Below are 22,148 nucleotides of genomic sequence, written 5' to 3'. Positions count from 1 at the left end.
TAAAAATTTAAAAACTAAATACATAATATTATAACTAAACCAATCACAAGTATTATTAATCTCAATCCCTCTTCTATCCTTTTTGGTAAATCTAAAGTTACAAAAGTAGTTATCGGAGCTGGCGCTGGTGCAAACATATAATCTATATATTCAGTCACTAAAACAGTATCATCTGAAACAGCTATTGTCACTGTATTATAGTGTGCCCAGTAACCTCTTTTAAAAAATTCGATATCTACTTTATCTCCATCATCAAGTGGTTCATCGTATCGATCTCTATATCCACTAAATTTATGTTCCAATCTCATTAAATGGAGACAGCTGTGTAGTCACTTTTCCAAGTATTCGATTTTTTATCACAAACCCATAATGGCGACTACCTGTAGCATAAGGTCGGTTATCTCCTAATACAAAATAATAATTTGGTGGAATTACTATATTTTTTTCTGAAAAGCTTTCCGTAAAATTTTCACCATTTTTTTGACTTTCAAGGAAAAAATAATAAAATAAATGCTATTTTTTTCATTGTATACTCACTCTCCACCTAATTAATTTCATATCTCTATTGTCTGGCTCATTATTTCTGCATACTATACGCCATTTACAAATATCCTATCGAAAAGTTAATTTTCTGAGTTCACAAACATATACCCTTGAGATCTAACTGTTTTTATGAGAATCTCAGAGTCCTTTTCTAATTTCATTCTAACATGATGAAATACATTAGCTATTCTGCAGTTATTCTTTTTATATGAATCTTCCCATATAAATTCATAGATTTTTTTGTAACTGAATGTTTCATTTGGACGCTCACTAAGTAACTTCAATGCTTTATATTCAAGTTTGGTAAAATATACTTCTTTCATTTTTTCATTTTCTCTCTGTATCATCAAACTACGGTTAACATCATTTAAGACAATTCTTTGTGATTTATTTAGTAACTGTTTTTTTACTTCTGTACTATTAGTATTAGCACCTTCTTCATTTAATTTAACTTCTATCGCTTTTTGATAAGCAAGTTGATTTTCTAAATATAAAGTAAACTCTTCTGGAAAGCTCTCTAAAAAAAAGATGCAATCTATACCCATCTTTAAATACACCTTTCGATCAATTAATGAACTATTATTAGTAAACATCCATATATGTATATTTTTTTCTTGTTTTATATTTAAAATTAGATTATATAATTCGCTTTTATCTGAAAAAAATGATTCTTCAATTAACAGCCCATCATATTTAAAAAAATTTGTTTTCATTTCTATTGGCTCAATACAACAAGAAACTTTTTCAAATAGTAATTTAGCTTCTGTTGAAGTTGTTTTTGATTTAAAAAGTGTTCCTAAAGAATACATTAAAAGCCTCTCCTTTTTAAAATTTATTTAAAAATTCGTTTATTTTTAACAAATTCAGTATATATCTTTTTCAAATTAGATTAAATAACTTTAAAGCGCTTTCTTAACGCGTTTGAGTTTTGCATTGATATATTATTGTTTAGTTATCTAGTTTTTTTTAGTATTTAATGTATACTTAATTAAGTTTTGAATATAAAGTAAGGAGCTTTATAGCATGAATATAAATATCTACGTCATTGAAGATGACCCCTCTTACAGAGAGAAATTTACTCATCTTCTTAAAAATTATAATTCCAAATACTTTAATGTTATGGTGACACCAATAATAAATTATGTATTTTTTATGGAAAATCTCTATAATTTTACTATTTTAGATAATGATGTTTTCTTCTTAGACATTGATCTAAAAACTTACTTTTCAGGAGTAGAACTAGCTAAAAATATAAGGAAAATTAATGACAACTGTACAATTATTTTTCTTACAGGTTTACAAGATAAAGCTATTACTATTATTAATAGTAATATTTCGCCTTTAGGCTATATTGTTAAAGATTTTGAAGACTCTTCAGATATAAATGAAACAGTACATTCTATTCTTTTAAATATAGAAAAAAAAATGTATCACACTATGAATTCAAATTCAGATATTCTTTGCTTTTCTGATGCCTCTGAAACATTTTATATTAATAGTGAAAATATTTTTTATATGGAATCATGTAAAGGCGTTCGCGGTAAAATATTCATAAAAACAAACTCCGAAGAACTGGTAGTAGAAGGAAAAATTAGTGATTTAAAAGTAAAGCTAAAGCAACCTTATTTTTGTACCTCATTAAAATCCTATATTATTAATATTATGAATATTTCTTCTATTGATAAAAAAGAAGGTACTGTGACTTTTTTAAATAACGCCGATAGTAAAATTAAGCTAGACAACTAAATAAGTCATTTGTGCTACACTCAAAATAGTTCCGACCAAAGAATTATAAGGAGTGAAGACAAATGACCTATACTCATCTTACATCAAATGAACTCGTGATGATAGAAGCTTATTTCAATATGAGCCAACCTGTTACGATGGTTTCTAAGACTTTAACTCGTTCTAGACAGACAATCTACAATGTTTACAACTTCCTGAAACAAGGAAAATCTATCTGTGACTATTACCAACAATATAAAGAAAATAAAACACGTTGTGGTCGACAACCCATTAGTTTGCCTACAAAACAGCATGATTACATTCAATCTATGGTGGCTCAAGGGTGGACACCTGATGTGATTATTGGTCGAGCTGAGTTTCCTATTTCATGCTCTGTTAGAACACTTTATCGTCAGTTTAAAGCGAATCAATTTGATTGCTCAAAACTACCAATGAAAGGGAAACGAAAGCCCAACGGGCATAAAGAACGTCGTGGAAAGCAAGCATTTAAACGCAATATTTCAGAACGATCCACTGACTACCCTAATTTCCAACAGGAATTTGGGCATTTAGAAGGTGACACAATTGTTGGCGTTCATCATAAAAGTGCCATCATCACTCTAGTTGAACGCCTTTCAAAAGTGATTATTACATTAAAACCAAATGGTCGGAAAGCATTGGATATTGAAAAAGCGACAACTGATTGGCTACAAAAGATTCCCAGAAACTTGTTCAAATCCATTACCTTTGATTGTGGAAAAGAATTTTCAAATTGGAAAAACATGAGTAATGTCAATGATATTTCTATCTATTTTGCAGACCCTGGAACCCCCTCACAACGCGGATTAAATGAGCATTCGAATGGGTTATTACGTAAAGATGGGCTGCCTAAAACAATGGATTTTAATCAAGTTGACCAAGCTTTTGTTGCGGCTGTCACCTCTAAAAGAAATCACATACCAAGGAAATCTTTAAATTATCGAACACCATTAGAAGTATTTTTGAGTTACATAAATGAAAGACATTTGTCTAGCTTAATTTGACAAATCAAATAACCATGAATTATACGTTGGTATTCGAGTTCTCAATAAAATAAAGAAAAAAGTAGATGAGCAAATACATGTTACCTAAAAATTTATTTAGTTTTTTGTTAATTCTTAATCTTCTTCAAATTAACTGGTCTATCTTATATAAAAAAATTTTATCTCTACGTGATTCAATAACATTAACTTTGATTTTACTATCATATTTAATTATTATTTTGCTTATTGACTATAAGCTTATCATGTGGATATTTATTCTTTTTTTCTTCATTCAATTTATATTTTTATCGAAAAAAATAAAATCTTGGTTTCTTCCATCACTTTTTCTTATTTTTGAGAATTCAGTTATTCTTTTTTCCCGCCTCTTTACAATCGACTCATGGGGAATGACATTTCTTAATCATTTGATTTCAATTGAAATTTATCACAAGCATTTATATTTAGTTATCCTTCTTCAACAATTATTGCTTGCTTTAATATTATTATTTGCAAACTACTTAAATAGAAAATTTTCAGTTTTAAGATCCGTAACTATACTTCCAAAAAAATATCATTTACTATCCATCTCTATCCTTCTATTTTTATTTTTTTCTCTTTCTTTACAACAATTTACTTTATTAACTGGTTATTATGGTTCTTCTCTTTATATCTCTGGTACTATCATTAGTTTTTCTTTTCTATTAGGTTGGATTGTTTTTTATATGATTAGACATACAATTGAAAAGCAATATATTCTGACACTTTCATACACTTATGAGCAGGAAGCAAAACAATTTGATTTGTCAAACGAATTCCGACATGATTATAAAAATATTTTATTAAGTCTCACCTCATATTTAGAAAAGGCTGATACTCGTAAAGCTCTTGAGGAAATTAAAAAAATCTATAATTACTCAGAATCTCTTTTTACCCCAAATCAATTTAAAGTAATTTCTTTAATTAACAACCCACCTATCCAGGGATTATTCATTAACTTCGTTAATCGATGTAATGAATCAAATATTAAAATAACTCTTAAAATAACTGACTCTTTATCTGCTGTTGATATAAATACTATAGATTTGATTAGATGCATCTCTATTTTATTAGATAATGCCTATGAAGCAACAGAAAACGTAGAAAATAAATTTATTGAGATTAACATTAGTAGTAACAAAGAATTCATTAATTTTTATATTAAAAATACTTATAACATTGATAATTCAAGTTCCATAAATACAATATTAAAAAATAATTTTTCTACTAAAAAAAATCATCAAGGAAAGGGACTTTACATTTTTTCAAAGATAGTAAAATCTTATAAACATTCTAGTTATAGAATTATAAAAAAAGAACCCTACTTTACAGTTTTTTTATCTGTACCGAAAAATAAGTGTACTCAATAAACAAATTTTATTATATAATTTAAAATTAGAAAAAAACAACTTAACGTGTTCCCGTTATTTTACAAAAAAAAGGCGATGTTTAACCATCGACAAAAACGTTTATAGAGAGCTTGTAATATATGGTTCTCTATAATTTAAAATAATTTATTTTATTACGGTCAAAAAGTAGTTCAATTTAAATACAAAAACCAATGCCCAAGTTTATAAATCTTTGTACTTTCTAAATGATATGTCCTTGTTTCTTTAGTTCTTCATTTCTGACAATATATTTTTCAACTCCACATGAAATAATTGTTGTATTGTCCAATAATTTAAGTACTTCCCCTGTAACTTTTATGCCAGAAACAGTCATAGCTGTCACTTCTGTTCCAATTTTTAATTTCATTTTTCCATCTCCATTACTAGAACTTTATACTACTCGTACACATTTAAGCTATTCTATATTTTAATAAAACTGTCAGGTTTCTCTTGGTTCTGGCTGACTAAATAGTAATAACAATACACTAAATAATATTGATAACCACATCTTAAACCATTCTCCGCCAAGATCAATAAAACCAAAGAACCAGATTAGTAAGGTCATGATAAAGGTAATATAGCCAAAAAATTTTGCCTTTTCAAATGTTACTCTATCCTTAGTAAATGCCTGTAATAATTTAATCAAAGTAACTACACCTAATATAAACGTAGCAGTTTCAAAACAGATAAGAAAATTATAAGCAAACTTCCATATCGTAGGATTATAGATTCCTCTCCAATGGACTACAGATTCCACGGTATCCATTGATATCACATGCTTCACAAATTGATAATTATCATTCCATGCAAAAATTGCATTATCGATAATTACAAAAAAGTAAGTGATGTGGAAATTGAGATAGAAAAAATTTCTAATAAGCGACTCCATTTTATTTCATTCATAAAAAATAATTCCTTTCCAATACTACCATTATACTCCTAAATTTTTATAGATGGTTGCATTCTTTTTGTTTAGTCATTCCGCAGAAACACCTTATCATCCTAAAAGAGTTGGTAAAAGATGGACAGAATTTATCCAAAAAATACCTAATCTACCTCAGTATCAACTGTATTCTCTAAGACATATATATGCTACTTTAATACTATATTCGATGAATGAAAGTAATAATAACTGAAATGCCAACTATGGAACAACTTTACAAGCTATTGCAGATAGTTTAGGGCATACCATTGATGTATTTATAAAATATTATGTACATCCTCAAAAGGAATTTCAAAAGCAGTTAGCACATGTAGAATTTTTGAGGAACTAATTCAAAATTTCATACACTTTTAAGGAGATACAATAAATGATTGAAGAAATTCTTTCCTTTGCACTATTAGCTGAATTAGAATTACTAACTAAATCAACTTATTTAGAAAAATTAGATTCTTACTTTATTATAAACTCCAATAATGACCTCTTATTAGAGTTAGAATTTATGTATGAAAATACAAATGACGCAATCAATAAAATCTTTAATAGCTATTTCTATAGTTTAGATTTACAGCTTTTTGGAAAACTGCTATTCAGCAATATAGAAAGCATCTATTTATCAAATGAATTCACTATCAATGAATTTGCTCAAAAAATGTATTTACTTTGGAATTTATATATACCTTATCCTATCAATGAAAAAGAACCCTTTTGGACGTTAAGCTATGCTGATGATTGTTTATCTTATGGAGATGAAAAACAAACAAGATTATTGTATGAAAAAGCATTTAACTATTATCATTGAACCTACCACTATCAGTTATCTAAAAAATAATGTTTTGAGCAAAAACTGCATCACTTCGTGCATCAGAACTTTTATACAGGTATAAAAAAAGAGTGATAAACCTTATCATATCAAGGTTTATCACTGAACTATGCGGCCAAGAAGACTCGAACTTCCACGGGGTTTCCCCCACCAGCCCCTCAAGCTGGCGCGTCTGATGCCATTAGTTAATAGGCTAGTGCATAAAGACTAGTTTCTCAAATTCAAAAGTTCCTACTATACAGTATATTCCTGTGATCCCTACTTTTTATAGTAGGGATTTTTATTTTTAAAAATAATAAACTTTTTTATAAACAGCTCTTGACGTGTACTTAAGTACATGTTATACTAAGTATGTAATCAAGTGTTACAACTATTAACGGAAAGAAGGAATTTAAAATGACAGAAATTTATGTATTAGATCAAGACGTGATTATCTCAGAGGAGTTTTCCAGTATCGAACAATTATTAGAAGAAATTGGTACTTCAACAAATTTTATTGATATCCAAATTGATGGTGAGAAAAAACGTTTAAACAAAGGAATTGATTATTAATTAGAGGGGGATCATCCCCTCTCTTACTTAACAAAGGAGCTATAAGATGGACATTAAGATTGATATGCATAAGGTACAAAAACTATTGGACAGCTCGATAAGTGGTCCAAAGATAGAAGAAGAGACTGGAATTACTAAAAAAATGATATCCAAATACCGTACTGGTGAGTCTCAATTATTAGGTATGCGGATTGACACTGCTGATAAACTACAAAAACTATATGATAAATTGGAGGGGCAAGAAATGACATCTACCAAAATTAAAGGAATCAAAAAAGCTGTTGGAGAGTTTAACAACTGGCAAGGTCCAGCAATAATTTATTTTGACAAAGAAAATCTAAGTGTAGAAACTTACGTGTATTCTTCGCCTGGTAGCTATCAACAATTTTCGAATGATTCGGTCGTAGGAGTATATCAAAAAGCTACTAGTAGTATAATTGAGCGTGACGATAAGATAAGTATGTACAAATTACAAGAGTTATGTGAAGATGAATTATAAAATCACGCTAATCTAGTAAAAGTTTTATAGAAAAGCCCTCCATCGAGGGCTTTCTCGTCTTAATACTTAATTTCCTTTTTCTTTTTAAACAGAGCCTTTAACGTTCGATTATCTTCGCTAAATTTAGTCAAAGTGCTATTAATCCCGTTAGCGTCTAACAGATACTGAATATCCTTGATATCTTGACCATTCGGCAACCATGATCTTGATTCCCCATCTATAAACCATACTTCGTTACTTCCTTTTTTCTTCACAACTTCTAATAAATACATAATTTTATCTCCTTTTCGTTTAGTTTTTGGTGTTTCTGCATTGCTGTTATGTGCTTGTTTATTATCAGTAGTAGCATTTAAACGCCATACCTCAAAATAGCTAGGTCTATTTACATTTAGATAATGATCGATATTATGTTCAGATACTGCAGTTCCTTGTTGACCACCAGTCCAATAGTCTACACTGATAAAATCATATGGATTTTTCATCGTTCCTACATGACCACCAGCTCCAGCACTATCAGCCATACTTTTTCCCCAGCTCATCATAACGATATCGCCTTCTTTAGCATCCCATTGCTGATTGATTGCGATGCGCTCATAACCGTTTTCTTTTAGGTACGATGCAAGAGTAACGGTGCTGTATAAATACGAATAAAGCACACCTCCGGCATCTTTAATAGCTTGTGTGGTCGAGCCAGAACAATCAGCTGTGCCATCAGTGCCATTACGCGAACCATACATCGAATAAGTCAGTTTTCCTTTTCGGACGTCAAACCATCTTACAACTTGTTTATTATCGGCTGTCATCAGAAACAACCTCCTCAATCAGATCATCGATTTCTTTATCTGATAAAGTTAAGTCTTTATTATCGATCAAAAAGCGGTTGATAGTAGCAACGGCAGTTCTTTTTTTGACTTGGTTAGGTACTTCTTTTTTTGATAATTCTTTTACTACTTTTATTGCCTCAGATTTAACAGCTTCTTTATCCATTGTTATCAGCTCCATTTTTATTATATTGTGCTGTGCTATACAACATTATCGATCCTAAAAATGTGGTTACTGCTGCAATGGTAGTTACTGCTAGATCTGTTCCATTCCAGTTATACGCTTTTCCTAATGTACCAACTAGTACAGCGCACGCTGGTAGAACAACTGAAACAACCCATTTAATATAATTATACGTCGCATTTTTAATTTTCATTAAAATCATCCTTTCAGGTCTCTAATATCGTGTTCTGCTTCTCTCATGCGTCCTTCTAAATCAAATGTCCGCTCAATAACCCCGTTGTGTTTATCCACCTTTTTCTCCAATTGCTCAATCCGATAATTGGTTAGTTTGGATGCTGTCAAAATTCCCGCAAAGGTTCCAACAGCTGAGCCACCCAATCCGATCAATGCAATTACTACTTCATTTGACATGATTCACCGACTTCCTAAAAATTTTATAAGTAACCACACAACAACATAAAAAGGAATGACCGTTAAACAGCCATTCCTAAAACCTTTAAAAAATTTCATGTTACACCCCTATACAATGTATATAATATTAATTGGCAACCATCTACCAGCCGTAATAGGTAGCATATTAGTTGTACTTGAGTCACTATATCTACCTAGCATTATATCTCCTTCTGGTGTTACACGTGTCATAAATTTAGCGGTATTGCTACCTTGATGTGTAGTGATTACTAGTTGCCCTCTTGTCTTCGCCCACGCTGGTAATAATTTCCCTTTCGCGAAAATAGAAAACTCACCAGCTGGTATTTCTTTATTAAGAGCCGTTGTCAAAGTACCGCAAATCTGTACAACATTACCTGATCGCCGTACGGTTATTTTATCCATTACATTAGTACTATATTCACTAAAATTCGCGCTGTCTAACAAATCCGCAAGAGGTATTTCTTGATCGTTTATCGTGGCTAGACTCCGCCAAGTTCCCCATACGCCTGCCCCCATCGCTCTGACTTGCGGATTTAGATCCGTGCTTTTTTCCAAATGCCAAGCAACTTGGAAGTCGTAAGTTTTAGTGTGATACAAATTTTGTATAAACCACCAGCCGCTGTCTGGTGCATTGGTCATGTTATTGCCCTTAAATGTGCCAGATTCAAAAAGATTATTTAAATCTATTCCGCTGATATCTGTAACGGATCCGTTAGAATATCCTCTAATGTTTGTTTTACCAGCTAAATAGTTTTGTAATTGAGTATTGTTTACAATCTCTTGATCATTTATCTGCTTTTGGATATCGTCAGCTTTTCCAGCAAGGGAATTTACGGAAGAATTAACTGAAGTTAAGTTTCCCTCGATTACTTTTAAGCTATCATTCATTTCTTTCAGCGCTTCATCCGACTTCCGTTGCAACTCAACAATAACATCATCAAGTGACTTAAAATAAAACTGTTCGATTTCTGGAATATTTCGATCGATTACTGATCGTTTCATTGTAAAGCCGTACTCCGCTAAATCCACTTGTTGTTCTGTTGTCAAATCAAGATAGATATTCATCGTAACGTTACCTTCATACCCTTTTAATTTATCGGTAACGATATAAGAGAGTGTTCCATTATCCGCAGACTCAACATCCCCGATATCTTCAATTGATTTTCGGACACCTTCATGGTTAAAAGTTAATAAAATTCTTACCCGTTTAATTGCGCTAAAATCCAAAGATTGATCACCAGCAACAACAATTGGGATAACAAGCTTTGATATATTCTTATCATACGAATAAAGAACACTAAACATATTTTGCTTACCATGATCTTTATGAGTAACTTTGGCGGTTGCTGTGACATTCTCTTGTTTTAGATAGTTAAAATCAGACACGTCTTCACATCCTTTACTTAGTTTCTTTTACAACGTCTTCTAACTCATAAACTTTATCTTTAAAATCGGACATGCCTTTGCGACATTCTGCTTTATTTGACACATACAACTCTTGATCAATGATATTTTCATTTGTATAGGTATTGCCATCTTCGGAAAGATTCGCAGTCATTTGAATAGCTATTTTATCCTCAATTTTAACTTGTCCACTTAATGTGATTGATTTACTTACAACTAAAGCCATTATTCTTCATCCTTTCCGTTTTCGTATGCGTTAAGCAAGACGTTTAGCGCGTTTCCGTCATGACCCGATATTTCTCCTTCGTAGTCGTCTAAATAAGCCATAATTTCATCAATATTTTTTACGTATTCACCATAATTCATGACTACTTTTTCATCGTATAATTCTGTTAATTCTTGGTTAGCTTTAAGCTTATTTTCTGGCGATAGAACATAGTTACTATTAAAATCAACTTCTGGTTCACCTTTCTCATCTTTTTCAGCATGTTCTTCCCAAATTAATTTTTCTTCGTTATTGACTTCTTTAACCTTTTTTTCTAGCAAATCCATTAAATTATATTTTTTGCGATTGATTTTTGAACTAGGCACTTTTAAATGATAAAGAAAATTGTAGCAAGGTGCCAACATTCCTTTGTTGATTTCTAGTTGTTTCATTTTCATTCCTCCGACAAAAAGAACGACACTATACAGCATCGCTCATTTCTTGTATTTCCAATTCTAAAGACTTAACTTTTTCTTCAAGCTTTATGATTTTTATCTCGTCCAATGATAAACGACTACTTACATTATCAATTAATGTACGCTGTGTTTTTTGTTCACTGACTAAAGCCTTGGTACTATTCATCAGATGACCAACAAGGATTGAGTCATCACGATATCGATCATTAGTAATCAACTCTGGTGCCGTGTAATAAGGGCTCGATCCTGTGTCATTGATAATAAATCCAATTTTTTTTGTTGTTGGATTTTCTTTGTAGACATATGAAACAATGTCGGTATCAGTAATATATTTTAAAGAATCATCTGGATTAATAGCCTCAAACTGAGTTTTCAAACTATAACCAGATTGATTGATTATCGAATAGCCATTCATATTGAGGTTTGAGTAAAATTGCAAATTGACATTGTTGTAAACTGTAAATTTACCACTTACACCCATATCACGTAAATAACCATTTTTGACATCTCTTGTTTGGCAATTTAGATTCGTACCTAAATGAAGCCCGACTTCGCCGTATGCACGCCCTCTTGCATCCATCGTTAACATGGCAGTGGAATTTGCTGAGCCAGAACTTTTTAAATATGCCCAAGCCATGTAATCCCCCATATAATCAAGGTTAAACAACAACCCCCTAACTGTTGGTTTTCCTGACCACGTAGCTTTCCCTATCTGACCTATATAAGTTGAGCCATCGTGAAATCGCATACCACTAGAGTATAATCCGAAAGTTTGTTTTCCACTTTGATAAAATGATAAAGATATTGAATTTAACTGCATAGTATTTCCCATAGAATTAAAACCTACTCTAATAGCATCAGCCGCTAAATGGTTTGCGGTAATCGATCTTGATGAAATTCTAGCGCTATTGATATAGCCTGACGAGATATTATAAGCATTTAGATTGATCACATTGACATTAGCAGCGTTTAAAGTGCTGCCCACTGTCAACTTATCCGCTACTAAGTTAGTGATAGCTGCTGAAGGAATAAACGCTTTACCGGTAAAATGCACTGTTGCAGCATCAAGGATAATCTTGCCGCTGCCGCCTGTTTGTTGTATCAATGTTGTGCCAGCCTCTATATTAATTTGACCTAAAACGTCACCTTTTTGCACTCTCAAATTGATCATTGTGGATAGTTGAGTGTATTGAGATTGAGTATTCAACACATTAAATTTGTACCGTTCTGTTCCTTCTTGAAAAGTATACTTAACCTTTCCCGGTTTTACTGACGTTATTTTATTTAGTCTTACGTATGCACAATTAATCGGTGTTGTTATAGGTTCCGTCGTTATGTCGCTACGTATAAACTTTTGGTTGCTATCGTAGTAATAATAATAAAACAATGTAGCGATTCCTTTGTCTTCTCCGCCTACATATTGTGTATTTTGCTCCACTTTGATAAACGGGGTCCTGATTGCCCAATCAGATTGACTTTCTAAGCCAGCGCCGTATAATCCTCCCTGCTCCCAATACGATATAAGATTAGTATTGCTAGTCATGTCCTTGAGGTCATTAACAGCTAAAGTGATTTGCCCTTTCAGCTGAGTGATCTGAGAGCTTAAACCTCCGGCACCAAAAACAGATTGCTGGAAACCGTCAAACTCGCTTTCTAGCGTGTTCAAGCTGTTCTTGATTAAATTTGCATGCAAGATTGCTTGGTTTGCCAAACCAACGCCAGCATCAGCACTTGCTTGCGCAGCGTCTGCAAGCTCTCTTGCTTCCTCACCAATCCTTTGCGCTTCTGTGATCCCAGAGGTCGACATGATAAATTCCCATTTAATGCCATCCCAAATATAAAACTCCACCTCGTCACCTACAGGCTTATACCACATATCACCTATATGGTTAGCTGTTGGTTCATCTGGACCACGGAAAATAGTATTTTTACCATTTGCAGCAGTCTGAGCTTCATTAACGTTTGTTTGGATTTCATTGATGTTGTTCTGAATATTGTTAATTGTGCCAGCGAGAGTCGTTCGGGAATCCCCGATTTCGATTTCATCGTAGCGATCCAGCAATACATTCCAAACGGTACGTATAACCTTTGCTGTTGTACTAATACCTAATTTCTCATAAAATATTGTGACTGTGTCACACAGATTAAGTTCTTCTAACGGAGCTACATGTTTATAATCTACAGTTTGGGATAAATCTAAAAAAGAAACTCGGATAGATACATTTGGGATACCAACATTATTCGATTTAATATATTTTTTTGCTAGTTCTCGTAATTTAGCTACAGTAGGTCTATTTTTCTCATCATCAAACTCACTTGAAAAATCGACTGGTAGAATCTTTCTATTTTTATACTTACTGACATGCTCTGAATCAACATAAAACTCTGGTAAACTCATGTAAACTTCATTTTCTTTTTCATTCTTATACGTTGCGTAAGGATACACCGACGTAAAGGTGTTTGTAATATTACGTTCTTGTTCTAGGTCGATGATATTTTTTCCATAGGCTAAAATACTACTTGATCGTTTGCCACGTGCTTTGAGCAAAGAAATATGATAATTATCAAACCGAAATTCCCCACCCCAACGATCGAGCATCGACCCTTCTGCGCCACCTAACGCTTGACGAGAATTTTCTACATTCGTTATTTCCCATGTTGTTGCAGTATTTGTTGTTATATCACTATCTACAATAAATGGATTTTTTTCAACGATTGCGCTTTTCCAAATATTTAGTGCTATCTGGCAAGATCCAGAAGCATAAACATATGGTTTCAAAGGTAAGTCATTAGTTAAATAAGATACATGCTCGGCATAAACTGTTGCATAACCCTCAGTTGTGTCATCAATAATCCGCTTAATTACAAACCTTTGATCTTTTAAAGTATGGCCATTGTCACACTTTATTTCTCGATCAACTTGCAAAAATTTATACATCCACGAATCAATTGGATAAGACATTTCAAAGTAATATTCCAGATTTCTAGCTTCATAAACTTGTGCAGTAACAGCTTCTGAAAGAACCCCTAAACCAAGATTAAAATAATTTGTTGTACCGTAATCATATAAAATAGGATGACTCATATAATCGTCTCCCATCTTGGCATTAATTTAACTTCGGAAACGTTGCCTGACCAAGATATAACTGATTGCCCAGGAGGGATACTAGGTAATGGTAATTTATTTACCTTATCCCCTTGCGGTCTTGATCCATCTAACGAAGTTATGATCAACGATTTACAATCTAATATTATGCCTTTATCTATACCTTTTAAGTTACAAACGGACGTACCAATTCGTAAAGTAATATCACCATTACCAGTTATTCTAATCACAGGCTTTCCTATTCTGGTTCCTTCGTTATAAAGGATTTGACCATTTGTCACTACTCGATCTATCAAACCTGTCGAAAGATACTTGATTGGTTTTAAGGTAAACGGTATGACCACTTCAGCTTTCATATGATTTTTTCTTTTAAAACTAAAATTGGAGTGACACATCGCGCTATATACATGCTTAGGATCACCAGAAAATATTAAACGATTCCATCCTTTTTTGCCTTTTAGCCAATTAGTCACATCCGTCATTTGTTCTTCAATCATTTTATTTTCACACCGTAGCAACATACAAGGGAAAGTCATGTTTACATTCTTCAACGATTCGTTAGCGATCGCGATTTCTCCATCAACACCTTTAACTGGAACAAATTCAACATCTTGCTCCGGTGATTCGAATTCCAATTCTGGGTCAAGGGTCAAGCCGAAATCTAACGAATTTCTGTTGTCATATTCAAAATAGCCAATCATTTAAAACCTTTCCCCCTCGCTCCTATTTGACGCATAAATTCGATATCTTGCATTGTATCGGCTGTTGATTGCGATCTACTATTTGTTCGTGGTACAACTATTTTAGGCTCAAATCTGACATCTTTTAATGCGCTAACTAAAATAGCTGCAAAGTTCTTTTCATCAAAAGAAGGTTGATCCCTTTGCTTATTCTCAATGGTTACTTCTATTTTTTCGTTAATTCTAGCAATTGACCGCATTAGCTGAGAATCCTTAAAAACCCCAATACCTTTTGCGTATTGAGGAAACATTTCTTTAGTTTTCTTGGCCGGCATCACTTTAGCGCCTTTTGGCATATCGATAATCACGTTACGACCCTGAGGTATAAAACTCCGACCATCAGGATATTGGATAAACTCCTTATAAAGAGAACCCTTTTGATCATTAACAAGAGCCGGACCTCCTTGATGGTAGTTCGTCCCTTTTTCGTGACCTGGTAGTTGCGGACCAATGAATTTTTGTTCTACTACTTGTTCTTTTTTCTCATAAAATGGAATTGATCCCCAAGAAGAAATTAAATCATCCAAATATCCCTTTGCTGAAACGGCATTCGTTTCAGAATTCAAACCTTTAGTTAGAGTGTCTATGCTGTTATAGGTATTGATCGCACCAGTTGCTACGCCTAATTTATTGAGAATATCTCCATTATTACCTATCAAAATTTTTTCTTTTTCTGGTAACGCCATCCACGTTTTATAGCTTTCTGAAGAAGAAAATACTTTGGCCAACAAATCAGAATTGTTACCCAAAATATTTTTATCTACTTCTGGTAACTTCAACCACCTATCATAGGAAGCTTCTGATCCGATAACTTTATTAAGCAAGTCTACATTGTTACCAAAGATTTTCTTTGTTGCATCTGGCATTTGGGACCATCGAACATACATGCTCTCTGATTCTACTATTGTAGTTACAAGTTGCTCATTCTTAGCAATAAGTTTCTTTTCATCATCAGGCAAACTACTAAATCGTCGATAATTTTCTTCAGATTCAAGAATTTTAAAACTGTATTCGGTATTATCCAACATGATATCTTTTACATCAACCGGCAATTGATTCCAACGATCAAGATACTCTTTTGTCATATTAATTTTATTTAAGTAGTCGTGGTTATCAGCCTTGAGCTGATGAACTTTCCATCCCATCTCATTCCACAACCCTAGATCACTTACAGCTCGACCTACTTTTTCCGGTGTGTCAGAATAAAGAACCGCTTTTTTCTGCTCAAACGAAAGCCCATCCCAAATATCTTCTTTTTGCATAGCTTCGATAATCGTTTGAGTCGCATTACTATCAATTACTGCGGTTTTATCTTTCCAGCTCATCGTTTCCCAATGGCCGTTTGCAATAGCCGCTTCAGCAAGCATCAGTTTTGCATTGCTCGAAAGATTAGCTTCTTTAGAATGGAATGCCAATGATTCCCAAACGTCAGAAGACTTAGTTGCTTTGTTCAATTCTTCTTGGGCATTAGTTTTAACATTCGCTTTCTTATCATCAAGAACTATGCTATTCCAAAGATTCCCGGATTTTGTTCCTTCTTTACCTACCAATTGTAAGTCCTTAGCGTTTTTATCAGCACTTTCGCCAATCTGAGTGGTCATATCTTTTACAGAATCGATTATTTTTTCATTTTCAGCTTTTACTCCTTGGCCATATTCACCCATTGAAGAAATAAGCTGACCATTAGCCAAAAACACTTCATCCATCAATTCTGGATATTTTTCAACGATAGTTGCCATTTGTTGATCAAATCCATCAACAGTAGTTTGATTAATCTCATTCCATGCTTCCATGAATTTTTGAGCAAATTCTCCGTCCAGATTATATCCTAAATCTTCTAGATACTTTTCCTTTTCTTTTTTACTAGTTGACATATGCGCCGCTGCTGCTTGCCTTTGTTTCCCTAGCGACTGTAGCCACAATCTAGCTTCTTCATCAGAGGCTTTCGAAACATCACCGTTCATAGCGTCTAGAATTTTCTTCTTTTCATTCGCTGTCAAATCTAAAGTATCAACGTAAGCACGCGTGCTTTGTTCCGCCAAATCTTGAATTATCTTGGATTCAACAGTACTTAACTCGATACCCTTATCAGAAGCATTCTTTTTCATTTCGTATATTCGTTCGTTATTTTTTTGGACAGTTTCTAATGCAGTTTCGGTTTGTTTTTTCTCTTCTTCGACCATTTCTCTTACAGCGCCATCAACCGAAGCTGGCAGTTCCTTAATTAATTTATCCAAACCTTCAATTTTTTTAATTAAGCTTTGTTCAATTGTTTCACCAACTTTAACAAAATTATCAGCCATTTCGTTTGAATTATTCCCTAACCCTTGACTCATCAAATCAAATTGACCACTTGCTTGGGTAGTATAATTTTTTACTGAAGTTAAAGTTTCATCTGTTGCTTCACCAACATCAGTCCCCCAACGTTTCGTCCTCTGCCCCGCATTCCAAGCTTCTTCACCCCATAACTTCCAAGCTCCATAGCCAAGAGCTAAAACACCACCAGCTCCAACAATACCGAGAGCTACTGGACCCAATGCACCAAGAGCTCCAGTTACAGCACCGACACCACTAGAACCTGCCGCGGTTGACGCAACCGCACCAAATTTTGCAATTTGCGTACTACTAGATGCTACTTGAGGAGCAAATGCTTTAGCAGAATCAGTAGCTGACTTTGTAGCGCTACCCCACTTAATAAGATCTTTTGAACCAGAAACTAATTGCGTTGTAAACTCAGCAACTGTTTTCTTTTTAGCAAGAACTCCAATAAAACCAATTGATTTAGTTGTTAAACCACCTAATCCGCTTGTTAATCGCCCGACTATAGACAACATTGGACCTGCCGCTGCTGTAAAAGCGATTGTCTTCATAATCATTTTTTGCGTCTCAGGTGATGCCTGACTAAATTTCTTAGCTAAATCAGTAACTGTTTGGATCAAAGGCTTCGATGCTTGTACGCCATCACGCAAAGCTTTTAAAAACGGACCTCCAAACTCAATGCCAATATCTACTACTTCATTTTTTAACATTTTAAGTTGAGATTCTGTCGTTTCATATCGTTGTCCAGCTTCTTTTGATAGCGCAGTATTTTCACCCCATGCCTTCGATCCCATTTCTATTGCATCGGTAAAAACCCCACTTGCTCCGGCAGCACGAAGTAACGAATCACGAAGACGCACCTCTTTAATTTCCATATCATCTAAAACCTTAATAGCAGATGTTCCGTGCTTTTCAGCTTCTCCTAACCCTTTAATAAAACTGATAATTGCTCCGGCAGCATCATCTTTAAACGCTTTACTAAATTGTTCGCCCGACATTCCAGCTACATTTGCAAAATCCTCAAGAGAAGTTTTTGATTTATCTGCCTCTTTATACATTTTTTTCAAACTCTTAGCATCCATACCTAGGGAATCAGCAAGCTGTTTCGCATTTTTGCCACCTTTGAGTACGATTTCGCCAAATTCTCCAATGCTCATACCAGCTTGATCAGCAATCTCTTGAACTTCAGAAAATGCTCCAGTTCCTTTTTCCACTGCCAATTGCATTTGCACCATAACTTTACTAAACGCAGAACCGCCAGCTTCTGCTTCAACGCCTACCGACGATAAAGCTGCCGCAAAGCTCATAATCTGCGATTCGGACATCCCTACTTGTGAACCAGCACCAGCAAGACGTAATCCCATTGCCGTGATTTCAGATTCAGTTGTAGCAAAGTTATTCCCCAAGGCAACAATAACTGATCCTAATTTATCAAACTCAGTCTGTGGCATCCCTGTGATATTCGCCAAACGAGCCAACGCTGTGGCTGCTTCTTCAGCTGACATATTAGTTGATTCGCCTAAGTCGATCATAGTTTTAGTAAACCCAACAACATTTTCCGTTTGAATGCCTAGTTGCCCTGCCGCTTCAGCAGTCGCCGCTATTTCTTGATGGCTGGCTGGCAATTCTTTTGCCATGTTCCGCAAACCATCTTCTAAATCTTTATAGGAATAAACAACTTTTCCGGTCGAATCTACAACCTCATCATTGGTTTTTTTTACGCCAGCAAAGGCAGATTCCCAATCCATAGCAGCTTTAACGGATGCAGCGACAACACCGACAATCGGTGTTGTCACTTTTGTAGTTAAATTGTCGCCAAATTTAGCAGCCCTATCACCAATACTCGTAAGCTTTTGACCAAACGTATTCAATCCACCAGTAATTCCAGTATTTTCAATTTTCCATTTCGCCATTTCGCCTGCAGAATTCGCTAACTGTTTATTATATGCTGCAAGTTGCCCATTGGCTTGTTGTAATTGAGTAGCAAATTTAGCGGTTTGTTCAGTAGGTTTCCCATCTACAAATGACCCATCATAAGCTTTTTTCAAGGCTTCGACTTTTTGCCGCTGAGAATCGATGACTTTAGACAAACCGGTTTGTTGAGCTTGGAATTTACCAAGCTTATCACCAGCTGTATCATAGATTTTCATATTTGCTTGCATTTCTTTCATGGCATAATTGGTCATTTTTTTAGCTCCATCAAGACCTTTTCCAAAATCGGTACTATCAAGACCTAATTCTATGACCATTTTTCCTAACGGTGTTCCACCACTCAATATAATTTCCTCCTTTCCGACAAAATAAAAATCACCCGACGGAGTTCATAAACTCTTCGAGTGATATCGCCTTTTCTTTTTTCTCTGGTTGTGAACATAAAATTTCAATCAACATATCCCAATCAGACTGCAGAACATCATTGATGTTAAATCCATCAACATTCGTGACAATATTGCGGATCAAAGAATATACATTTTTCAATGCCTCATCCGCAGTTATTGGTTTTCCTGTTCCTTTGGGTCTATTTCACTTCCCATGACAATTGAAATTAATTCATCAATTTTCTGCTGCAATTCCCACGCTTGCATTCCAGATAAAATAGATTCTGAACTTACATCATCATCATCAAAATAACTAGCTGCTAATTCAATTTTCCCTAGAATATTATCAACGACATCGGTTTCTTCTGTTTCAATTTTTTTCCAGAATTCCAAAGTATCAATGACCTTTTGAGCTGGAACAAAATCTTGAACGAATGTTTTTTCTTTATCTTTTATTTTTAACTTGATCCTTAATTCTTTAGCCATCCAATCCCTCCTTGTATGTAAAAAGGCTAGTCGCTAGACTAACCTTTTGATGATGCAGCAGTTTTTTCAGTTGCTTTAGAAACTGGCGTAGATCCAAACATTAAGTCTGATAATTTAGTAAGCAATTCTTTTGTCGGTGCTTTACCAACCACATTTCCTTTTGTTTCATTCTCGGCATCGGATTCAATCGCAGAAAATACTAGGCTTTCAGCTTCTGGTGTATCTTTCCCCTCTTCACGGGATTTCACTTTGATTGATTCTTTGCTAAATTTACCTTTTAACACTCCTAATCCGCAAGGTTCACCGCTTAGTGTTGTTGACTCCAGTAATAAGTTACAGTACGGAGCATTTGTCTTTTCGCCAAAATAGGAGAGTCCGCTAGTCGCTACGAATAACCCTAAAATTGAATCTTCTACTCCTGCGGGCAAATCTAAAATACCAAGATTTACTTTTACATCACCGGTCCCACTTTGAGAAACATAATAAGCAACATCTGATCCATATGCTTTGGTTGCTTCAGCTGCCAAACCATTAATTTCTGCTTCAGTTGTAGCTCCTTCATTCGTTTTCCCTTCAATAACATGCTTTCCTACTACTTTTCCAGTTTCATCAAAAACTCCAATTGTCGCACGTTTAAATCCTACTAAAGTCATAATTCGATTCCTTCTCTCTATTTTTTTTAAAATGAAAACACGAACTAATAGTCCGTGTCATAAAGCGGTGTATTTTTTCTGTATCGTCTTGCATCAACAAAACGTTTCGTTTCTTTAAAATAAGTATCTAGCCCATCGGATAACTGGAAAAATCCTAAGTCATACATTTTGACTTTGATAATGCTTTGTATTTGTTTTACTTTAACTCGTTCTTTACTTTGTACATCAATTTGATAAATAAGTTTCGCGGAGACTTCTTGGTCACTTGCATAAGCAGCCGGAGACGGAACATCCAAAGGCGTAATAATAACAAATGGCGTGCTAGTATCGCCAGTTTCCGGGTAGTCATAAAACTTAACATTGGCGGTATTGACTAAACTAGTAAACTTTTCATCGCTAATTAATTGATTGTAGATTGTTGTTAACATGTCTTTCATTTAGCCAGTTCCTCCAATCCATTTTTTGTATCAGCTATATACGATTTTTCCGCTTTTTCAATTGTTTTTCTGATAATCCCTAAACCTCTAGGGCTATATCTTTTACCAAAACGCGTATAACCAAATTCGTTTAAATGGACTAGTTTATATCTTTTTTTAGGTCCATTCCAACCGACTTTAACAACTTTCACACCATTCTTGTTTGATACATTACTCCTTACTACCTCGTCAACAGTAGCCCCGGTATCTTTATATTTCAATACAGCATCTTTCAGTTCGACTTCAAGTTTTTCCCCGTTTTCTCTTAGCGTTTTATTAACGACTCTTGCGACCCTTGATTGACCTAATTTGTTTTCTAAGTTTCTTAAAACCTCGTCCATCCCTTTTGTGTTCACACTCATGATATCAACCCCAAGATTATTTTTATAAACGTGTTGCTTTCTAAGTCCGGAGAAACGTCCACAATTTCCCAGACTTTACCTTGATAACGGTAGTCATCAACTGTAACTTTATGCTTGTTTGTCGGTACATAATCTTGGTGAGGATCGCGAATTTTAATTGTCAAGCCCTCTTTAGTATCTTTTGCTTGTAATATATCTAAGTCCTTCATTGATGGATTGTAAGCTAGACAAGTACACGTAAATAGATTTTCTTTAACTTCGTCTCCTGGTTCGGGTCCATCAGCTGGATTATACTCAAAAAAAGAAACTGGCGTCCTTAATTCGCCAGCTCCTATTTTAGGTTTCTTATAATTGGGGTTCATCATCATCATCACCACCTAATAAAACAATGGATAAATCTAAAATTCTTTGTTGGAAATTATCATAAAAATATTCAAGTGAATCGTTATAAACATAACGCGCTCGCTCGAATACCAATTCTTTTCCACTTGCAAACTCACTTGGATCAAATGCGCCTATTAAGCTCTGTATATCCTCAAAAGACGCGTTTAAAACCTCTTTAAGGTAAATATCCTCAGAGCTATAAAAGATACGCATACGCGCTTTAAAATCGTCTAAAAACTCGTCCATAGCATTTC

At 34.2% G+C, this 22,148-nt stretch carries 26 protein-coding genes and 1 pseudogene; 6 read left to right on the top strand and 21 right to left on the bottom strand.

Translation table 11 applies throughout. The annotated features are described in order from the left end of the window. Positions 1 to 14: 14 nt before the first annotated feature. From AC4BBR_RS07000 to AC4BBR_RS06990, 3 genes and pseudogenes are all read right to left on the bottom strand, one after another. Positions 15 to 308 carry a hypothetical protein gene (locus tag AC4BBR_RS07000; RefSeq protein ID WP_490461823.1) on the bottom strand — a complete coding sequence of 98 codons (294 nt, stop codon included), beginning with the start codon at positions 306 to 308 and terminating at the stop codon, positions 15 to 17. Next, positions 292 to 462, bottom strand: a pseudogene (locus AC4BBR_RS06995) (S26 family signal peptidase); the annotation flags it as partial. The pseudogene AC4BBR_RS06995 and the gene AC4BBR_RS07000, both read right to left, overlap by 17 nt. Before the next feature lie 161 nt (positions 463 to 623). Next, entirely contained in the window at positions 624 to 1,352 is a 729-nt protein-coding gene (locus tag AC4BBR_RS06990) for a winged helix-turn-helix domain-containing protein (protein WP_490461822.1), read from the bottom strand. Positions 1,353 to 1,566: 214 nt separating this feature from the next. On the opposite strand from AC4BBR_RS06990, the gene AC4BBR_RS06985 reads away from it, so the two are divergent. The 3 genes from AC4BBR_RS06985 (at position 1,567) to AC4BBR_RS06975 (ending at position 4,696) form a co-directional block, all read left to right on the top strand. Beyond that, positions 1,567 to 2,289, top strand: a complete 723-nt coding sequence (locus AC4BBR_RS06985) for a LytR/AlgR family response regulator transcription factor (RefSeq protein WP_490461821.1) — start codon at positions 1,567 to 1,569, stop codon at positions 2,287 to 2,289. Between the two features lie 62 nt (positions 2,290 to 2,351). Beyond that, positions 2,352 to 3,311 (top strand): IS30 family transposase, encoded by a 960-nt coding sequence (locus AC4BBR_RS06980; RefSeq protein WP_490459128.1) that lies wholly within the window; start codon positions 2,352 to 2,354, stop codon positions 3,309 to 3,311. Positions 3,312 to 3,388: 77 nt separating this feature from the next. Then, positions 3,389 to 4,696: a sensor histidine kinase gene (locus tag AC4BBR_RS06975; RefSeq protein ID WP_490461820.1), complete on the top strand. Its 1,308-nt coding sequence runs from the start codon at positions 3,389 to 3,391 to the stop codon at positions 4,694 to 4,696. 220 nt (positions 4,697 to 4,916) lie between these two features. On the opposite strand, the gene AC4BBR_RS06970 is transcribed toward AC4BBR_RS06975, so the two are convergent. Beyond that, positions 4,917 to 5,081: a hypothetical protein gene (locus tag AC4BBR_RS06970; protein WP_490461819.1), complete on the bottom strand. Its 165-nt coding sequence runs from the start codon at positions 5,079 to 5,081 to the stop codon at positions 4,917 to 4,919. A gap of 72 nt (positions 5,082 to 5,153) precedes the next feature. Next, positions 5,154 to 5,603 carry a DUF2165 family protein gene (locus AC4BBR_RS06965; RefSeq protein ID WP_490461818.1) on the bottom strand — a complete coding sequence of 150 codons (450 nt, stop codon included), beginning with the start codon at positions 5,601 to 5,603 and terminating at the stop codon, positions 5,154 to 5,156. A 421-nt stretch (positions 5,604 to 6,024) separates the two neighbouring features. Between AC4BBR_RS06965 and AC4BBR_RS06960 the strand changes: the two genes are divergently transcribed. The 3 genes from AC4BBR_RS06960 to AC4BBR_RS06950 all read left to right on the top strand — a co-directional run bounded on the left by AC4BBR_RS06960 (position 6,025) and on the right by AC4BBR_RS06950 (position 7,528). Then, positions 6,025 to 6,456 carry a hypothetical protein gene (locus tag AC4BBR_RS06960; RefSeq protein ID WP_490461817.1) on the top strand — a complete coding sequence of 144 codons (432 nt, stop codon included), beginning with the start codon at positions 6,025 to 6,027 and terminating at the stop codon, positions 6,454 to 6,456. 417 nt (positions 6,457 to 6,873) lie between these two features. Continuing rightward, complete coding sequence (locus AC4BBR_RS06955; protein ID WP_490461816.1) at positions 6,874 to 7,029, top strand: hypothetical protein; 156 nt, start codon at positions 6,874 to 6,876, stop codon at positions 7,027 to 7,029. Between the two features lie 46 nt (positions 7,030 to 7,075). Further along, on the top strand, positions 7,076 to 7,528 hold the full coding sequence (locus AC4BBR_RS06950; protein ID WP_490461815.1) for a hypothetical protein: 453 nt from the start codon (positions 7,076 to 7,078) through the stop codon (positions 7,526 to 7,528). A 59-nt stretch (positions 7,529 to 7,587) separates the two neighbouring features. On the opposite strand, the gene AC4BBR_RS06945 is transcribed toward AC4BBR_RS06950, so the two are convergent. From AC4BBR_RS06945 to AC4BBR_RS06870, 16 genes are all read right to left on the bottom strand, one after another. Continuing rightward, a complete protein-coding gene (locus AC4BBR_RS06945) occupies positions 7,588 to 8,331 on the bottom strand; it encodes a peptidoglycan amidohydrolase family protein (RefSeq protein WP_490461814.1) in 744 nt (247 codons plus the stop codon). Next, positions 8,318 to 8,515, bottom strand: a complete 198-nt coding sequence (locus tag AC4BBR_RS06940; RefSeq protein ID WP_490461813.1) for a hypothetical protein — start codon at positions 8,513 to 8,515, stop codon at positions 8,318 to 8,320. Before AC4BBR_RS06940 ends, AC4BBR_RS06945 begins: the two co-directional genes overlap by 14 nt. Then, positions 8,508 to 8,726 (bottom strand): phage holin, encoded by a 219-nt coding sequence (locus AC4BBR_RS06935; RefSeq protein WP_490461812.1) that lies wholly within the window; start codon positions 8,724 to 8,726, stop codon positions 8,508 to 8,510. The genes AC4BBR_RS06940 and AC4BBR_RS06935 overlap by 8 nt, the downstream gene beginning before the upstream one ends. A 5-nt stretch (positions 8,727 to 8,731) precedes the next feature. Then, entirely contained in the window at positions 8,732 to 8,944 is a 213-nt protein-coding gene (locus tag AC4BBR_RS06930; protein WP_490461811.1) for a hypothetical protein, read from the bottom strand. Positions 8,945 to 9,052: 108 nt separating this feature from the next. Beyond that, complete coding sequence (locus tag AC4BBR_RS06925) at positions 9,053 to 10,351, bottom strand: BppU family phage baseplate upper protein (protein WP_490461810.1); 1,299 nt, start codon at positions 10,349 to 10,351, stop codon at positions 9,053 to 9,055. A 13-nt stretch (positions 10,352 to 10,364) separates the two neighbouring features. Further along, entirely contained in the window at positions 10,365 to 10,595 is a 231-nt protein-coding gene (locus AC4BBR_RS06920; RefSeq protein ID WP_490461809.1) for a hypothetical protein, read from the bottom strand. After that, entirely contained in the window at positions 10,595 to 11,026 is a 432-nt protein-coding gene (locus tag AC4BBR_RS06915; RefSeq protein WP_490461808.1) for a DUF1617 family protein, read from the bottom strand. The genes AC4BBR_RS06920 and AC4BBR_RS06915 overlap by 1 nt, the downstream gene beginning before the upstream one ends. A 28-nt stretch (positions 11,027 to 11,054) precedes the next feature. Beyond that, on the bottom strand, positions 11,055 to 14,135 hold the full coding sequence (locus AC4BBR_RS06910) for a phage tail spike protein (RefSeq protein WP_490461807.1): 3,081 nt from the start codon (positions 14,133 to 14,135) through the stop codon (positions 11,055 to 11,057). After that, on the bottom strand, positions 14,132 to 14,857 hold the full coding sequence (locus tag AC4BBR_RS06905; protein WP_490461806.1) for a phage tail domain-containing protein: 726 nt from the start codon (positions 14,855 to 14,857) through the stop codon (positions 14,132 to 14,134). Before AC4BBR_RS06905 ends, AC4BBR_RS06910 begins: the two co-directional genes overlap by 4 nt. Next, complete coding sequence (locus AC4BBR_RS06900) at positions 14,854 to 19,491, bottom strand: phage tail tape measure protein (protein WP_490461805.1); 4,638 nt, start codon at positions 19,489 to 19,491, stop codon at positions 14,854 to 14,856. Before AC4BBR_RS06900 ends, AC4BBR_RS06905 begins: the two co-directional genes overlap by 4 nt. A gap of 216 nt (positions 19,492 to 19,707) precedes the next feature. Then, entirely contained in the window at positions 19,708 to 20,019 is a 312-nt protein-coding gene (gene gpG / locus AC4BBR_RS06895; RefSeq protein WP_490461804.1) for a phage tail assembly chaperone G, read from the bottom strand. 38 nt (positions 20,020 to 20,057) lie between these two features. Then, the gene (locus tag AC4BBR_RS06890) at positions 20,058 to 20,672 is read right to left on the bottom strand and encodes a major tail protein (RefSeq protein WP_490461803.1); all 615 of its coding nucleotides are present in this window, start codon (positions 20,670 to 20,672) and stop codon (positions 20,058 to 20,060) included. Positions 20,673 to 20,716: 44 nt separating this feature from the next. Further along, positions 20,717 to 21,109 (bottom strand): hypothetical protein, encoded by a 393-nt coding sequence (locus tag AC4BBR_RS06885; RefSeq protein WP_490461802.1) that lies wholly within the window; start codon positions 21,107 to 21,109, stop codon positions 20,717 to 20,719. After that, the gene (locus tag AC4BBR_RS06880) at positions 21,106 to 21,510 is read right to left on the bottom strand and encodes an HK97 gp10 family phage protein (RefSeq protein ID WP_490461801.1); all 405 of its coding nucleotides are present in this window, start codon (positions 21,508 to 21,510) and stop codon (positions 21,106 to 21,108) included. The genes AC4BBR_RS06885 and AC4BBR_RS06880 overlap by 4 nt, the downstream gene beginning before the upstream one ends. After that, positions 21,507 to 21,875, bottom strand: a complete 369-nt coding sequence (locus tag AC4BBR_RS06875) for a phage head-tail adapter protein (protein WP_490461800.1) — start codon at positions 21,873 to 21,875, stop codon at positions 21,507 to 21,509. The genes AC4BBR_RS06880 and AC4BBR_RS06875 overlap by 4 nt, the downstream gene beginning before the upstream one ends. Then, positions 21,856 to 22,140, bottom strand: coding sequence for a phage gp6-like head-tail connector protein (locus AC4BBR_RS06870; protein WP_490461799.1), 285 nt, complete (start codon positions 22,138 to 22,140; stop codon positions 21,856 to 21,858). Before AC4BBR_RS06870 ends, AC4BBR_RS06875 begins: the two co-directional genes overlap by 20 nt. Positions 22,141 to 22,148: the final 8 nt, after the last annotated feature.

This window comes from Enterococcus sp. AMC1251 (assembly GCF_058216535.1).
This window is presented reverse-complemented; position numbering and strand designations above follow the sequence as displayed.

Bases quoted from the DNA above. Each gene is read 5' to 3' on its own strand.
- AC4BBR_RS07000 (WP_490461823.1), bottom strand. From the start codon at position 308: ATGAGATTGGAACATAAATTTAGTGGATATAGAGATCGATACGATGAA.
- AC4BBR_RS06990 (WP_490461822.1), bottom strand. From the start codon at position 1,352: ATGTATTCTTTAGGAACACTTTTTAAATCAAAAACAACTTCAACAGAA.
- AC4BBR_RS06985 (WP_490461821.1), top strand. From the start codon at position 1,567: ATGAATATAAATATCTACGTCATTGAAGATGACCCCTCTTACAGAGAG.
- AC4BBR_RS06980 (WP_490459128.1), top strand. From the start codon at position 2,352: ATGACCTATACTCATCTTACATCAAATGAACTCGTGATGATAGAAGCT.
- AC4BBR_RS06975 (WP_490461820.1), top strand. From the start codon at position 3,389: ATGTTACCTAAAAATTTATTTAGTTTTTTGTTAATTCTTAATCTTCTT.
- AC4BBR_RS06970 (WP_490461819.1), bottom strand. From the start codon at position 5,081: ATGAAATTAAAAATTGGAACAGAAGTGACAGCTATGACTGTTTCTGGC.
- AC4BBR_RS06965 (WP_490461818.1), bottom strand. From the start codon at position 5,603: ATGGAGTCGCTTATTAGAAATTTTTTCTATCTCAATTTCCACATCACT.
- AC4BBR_RS06960 (WP_490461817.1), top strand. From the start codon at position 6,025: ATGATTGAAGAAATTCTTTCCTTTGCACTATTAGCTGAATTAGAATTA.
- AC4BBR_RS06955 (WP_490461816.1), top strand. From the start codon at position 6,874: ATGACAGAAATTTATGTATTAGATCAAGACGTGATTATCTCAGAGGAG.
- AC4BBR_RS06950 (WP_490461815.1), top strand. From the start codon at position 7,076: ATGGACATTAAGATTGATATGCATAAGGTACAAAAACTATTGGACAGC.
- AC4BBR_RS06945 (WP_490461814.1), bottom strand. From the start codon at position 8,331: ATGACAGCCGATAATAAACAAGTTGTAAGATGGTTTGACGTCCGAAAA.
- AC4BBR_RS06940 (WP_490461813.1), bottom strand. From the start codon at position 8,515: ATGGATAAAGAAGCTGTTAAATCTGAGGCAATAAAAGTAGTAAAAGAA.
- AC4BBR_RS06935 (WP_490461812.1), bottom strand. From the start codon at position 8,726: ATGAAAATTAAAAATGCGACGTATAATTATATTAAATGGGTTGTTTCA.
- AC4BBR_RS06930 (WP_490461811.1), bottom strand. From the start codon at position 8,944: ATGTCAAATGAAGTAGTAATTGCATTGATCGGATTGGGTGGCTCAGCT.
- AC4BBR_RS06920 (WP_490461809.1), bottom strand. From the start codon at position 10,595: ATGGCTTTAGTTGTAAGTAAATCAATCACATTAAGTGGACAAGTTAAA.
- AC4BBR_RS06915 (WP_490461808.1), bottom strand. From the start codon at position 11,026: ATGAAACAACTAGAAATCAACAAAGGAATGTTGGCACCTTGCTACAAT.
- AC4BBR_RS06910 (WP_490461807.1), bottom strand. From the start codon at position 14,135: ATGAGTCATCCTATTTTATATGATTACGGTACAACAAATTATTTTAAT.
- AC4BBR_RS06905 (WP_490461806.1), bottom strand. From the start codon at position 14,857: ATGATTGGCTATTTTGAATATGACAACAGAAATTCGTTAGATTTCGGC.
- gpG (WP_490461804.1), bottom strand. From the start codon at position 20,019: ATGGCTAAAGAATTAAGGATCAAGTTAAAAATAAAAGATAAAGAAAAA.
- AC4BBR_RS06890 (WP_490461803.1), bottom strand. From the start codon at position 20,672: ATGACTTTAGTAGGATTTAAACGTGCGACAATTGGAGTTTTTGATGAA.
- AC4BBR_RS06885 (WP_490461802.1), bottom strand. From the start codon at position 21,109: ATGAAAGACATGTTAACAACAATCTACAATCAATTAATTAGCGATGAA.
- AC4BBR_RS06880 (WP_490461801.1), bottom strand. From the start codon at position 21,510: ATGAGTGTGAACACAAAAGGGATGGACGAGGTTTTAAGAAACTTAGAA.
- AC4BBR_RS06875 (WP_490461800.1), bottom strand. From the start codon at position 21,875: ATGATGAACCCCAATTATAAGAAACCTAAAATAGGAGCTGGCGAATTA.
- AC4BBR_RS06870 (WP_490461799.1), bottom strand. From the start codon at position 22,140: ATGGACGAGTTTTTAGACGATTTTAAAGCGCGTATGCGTATCTTTTAT.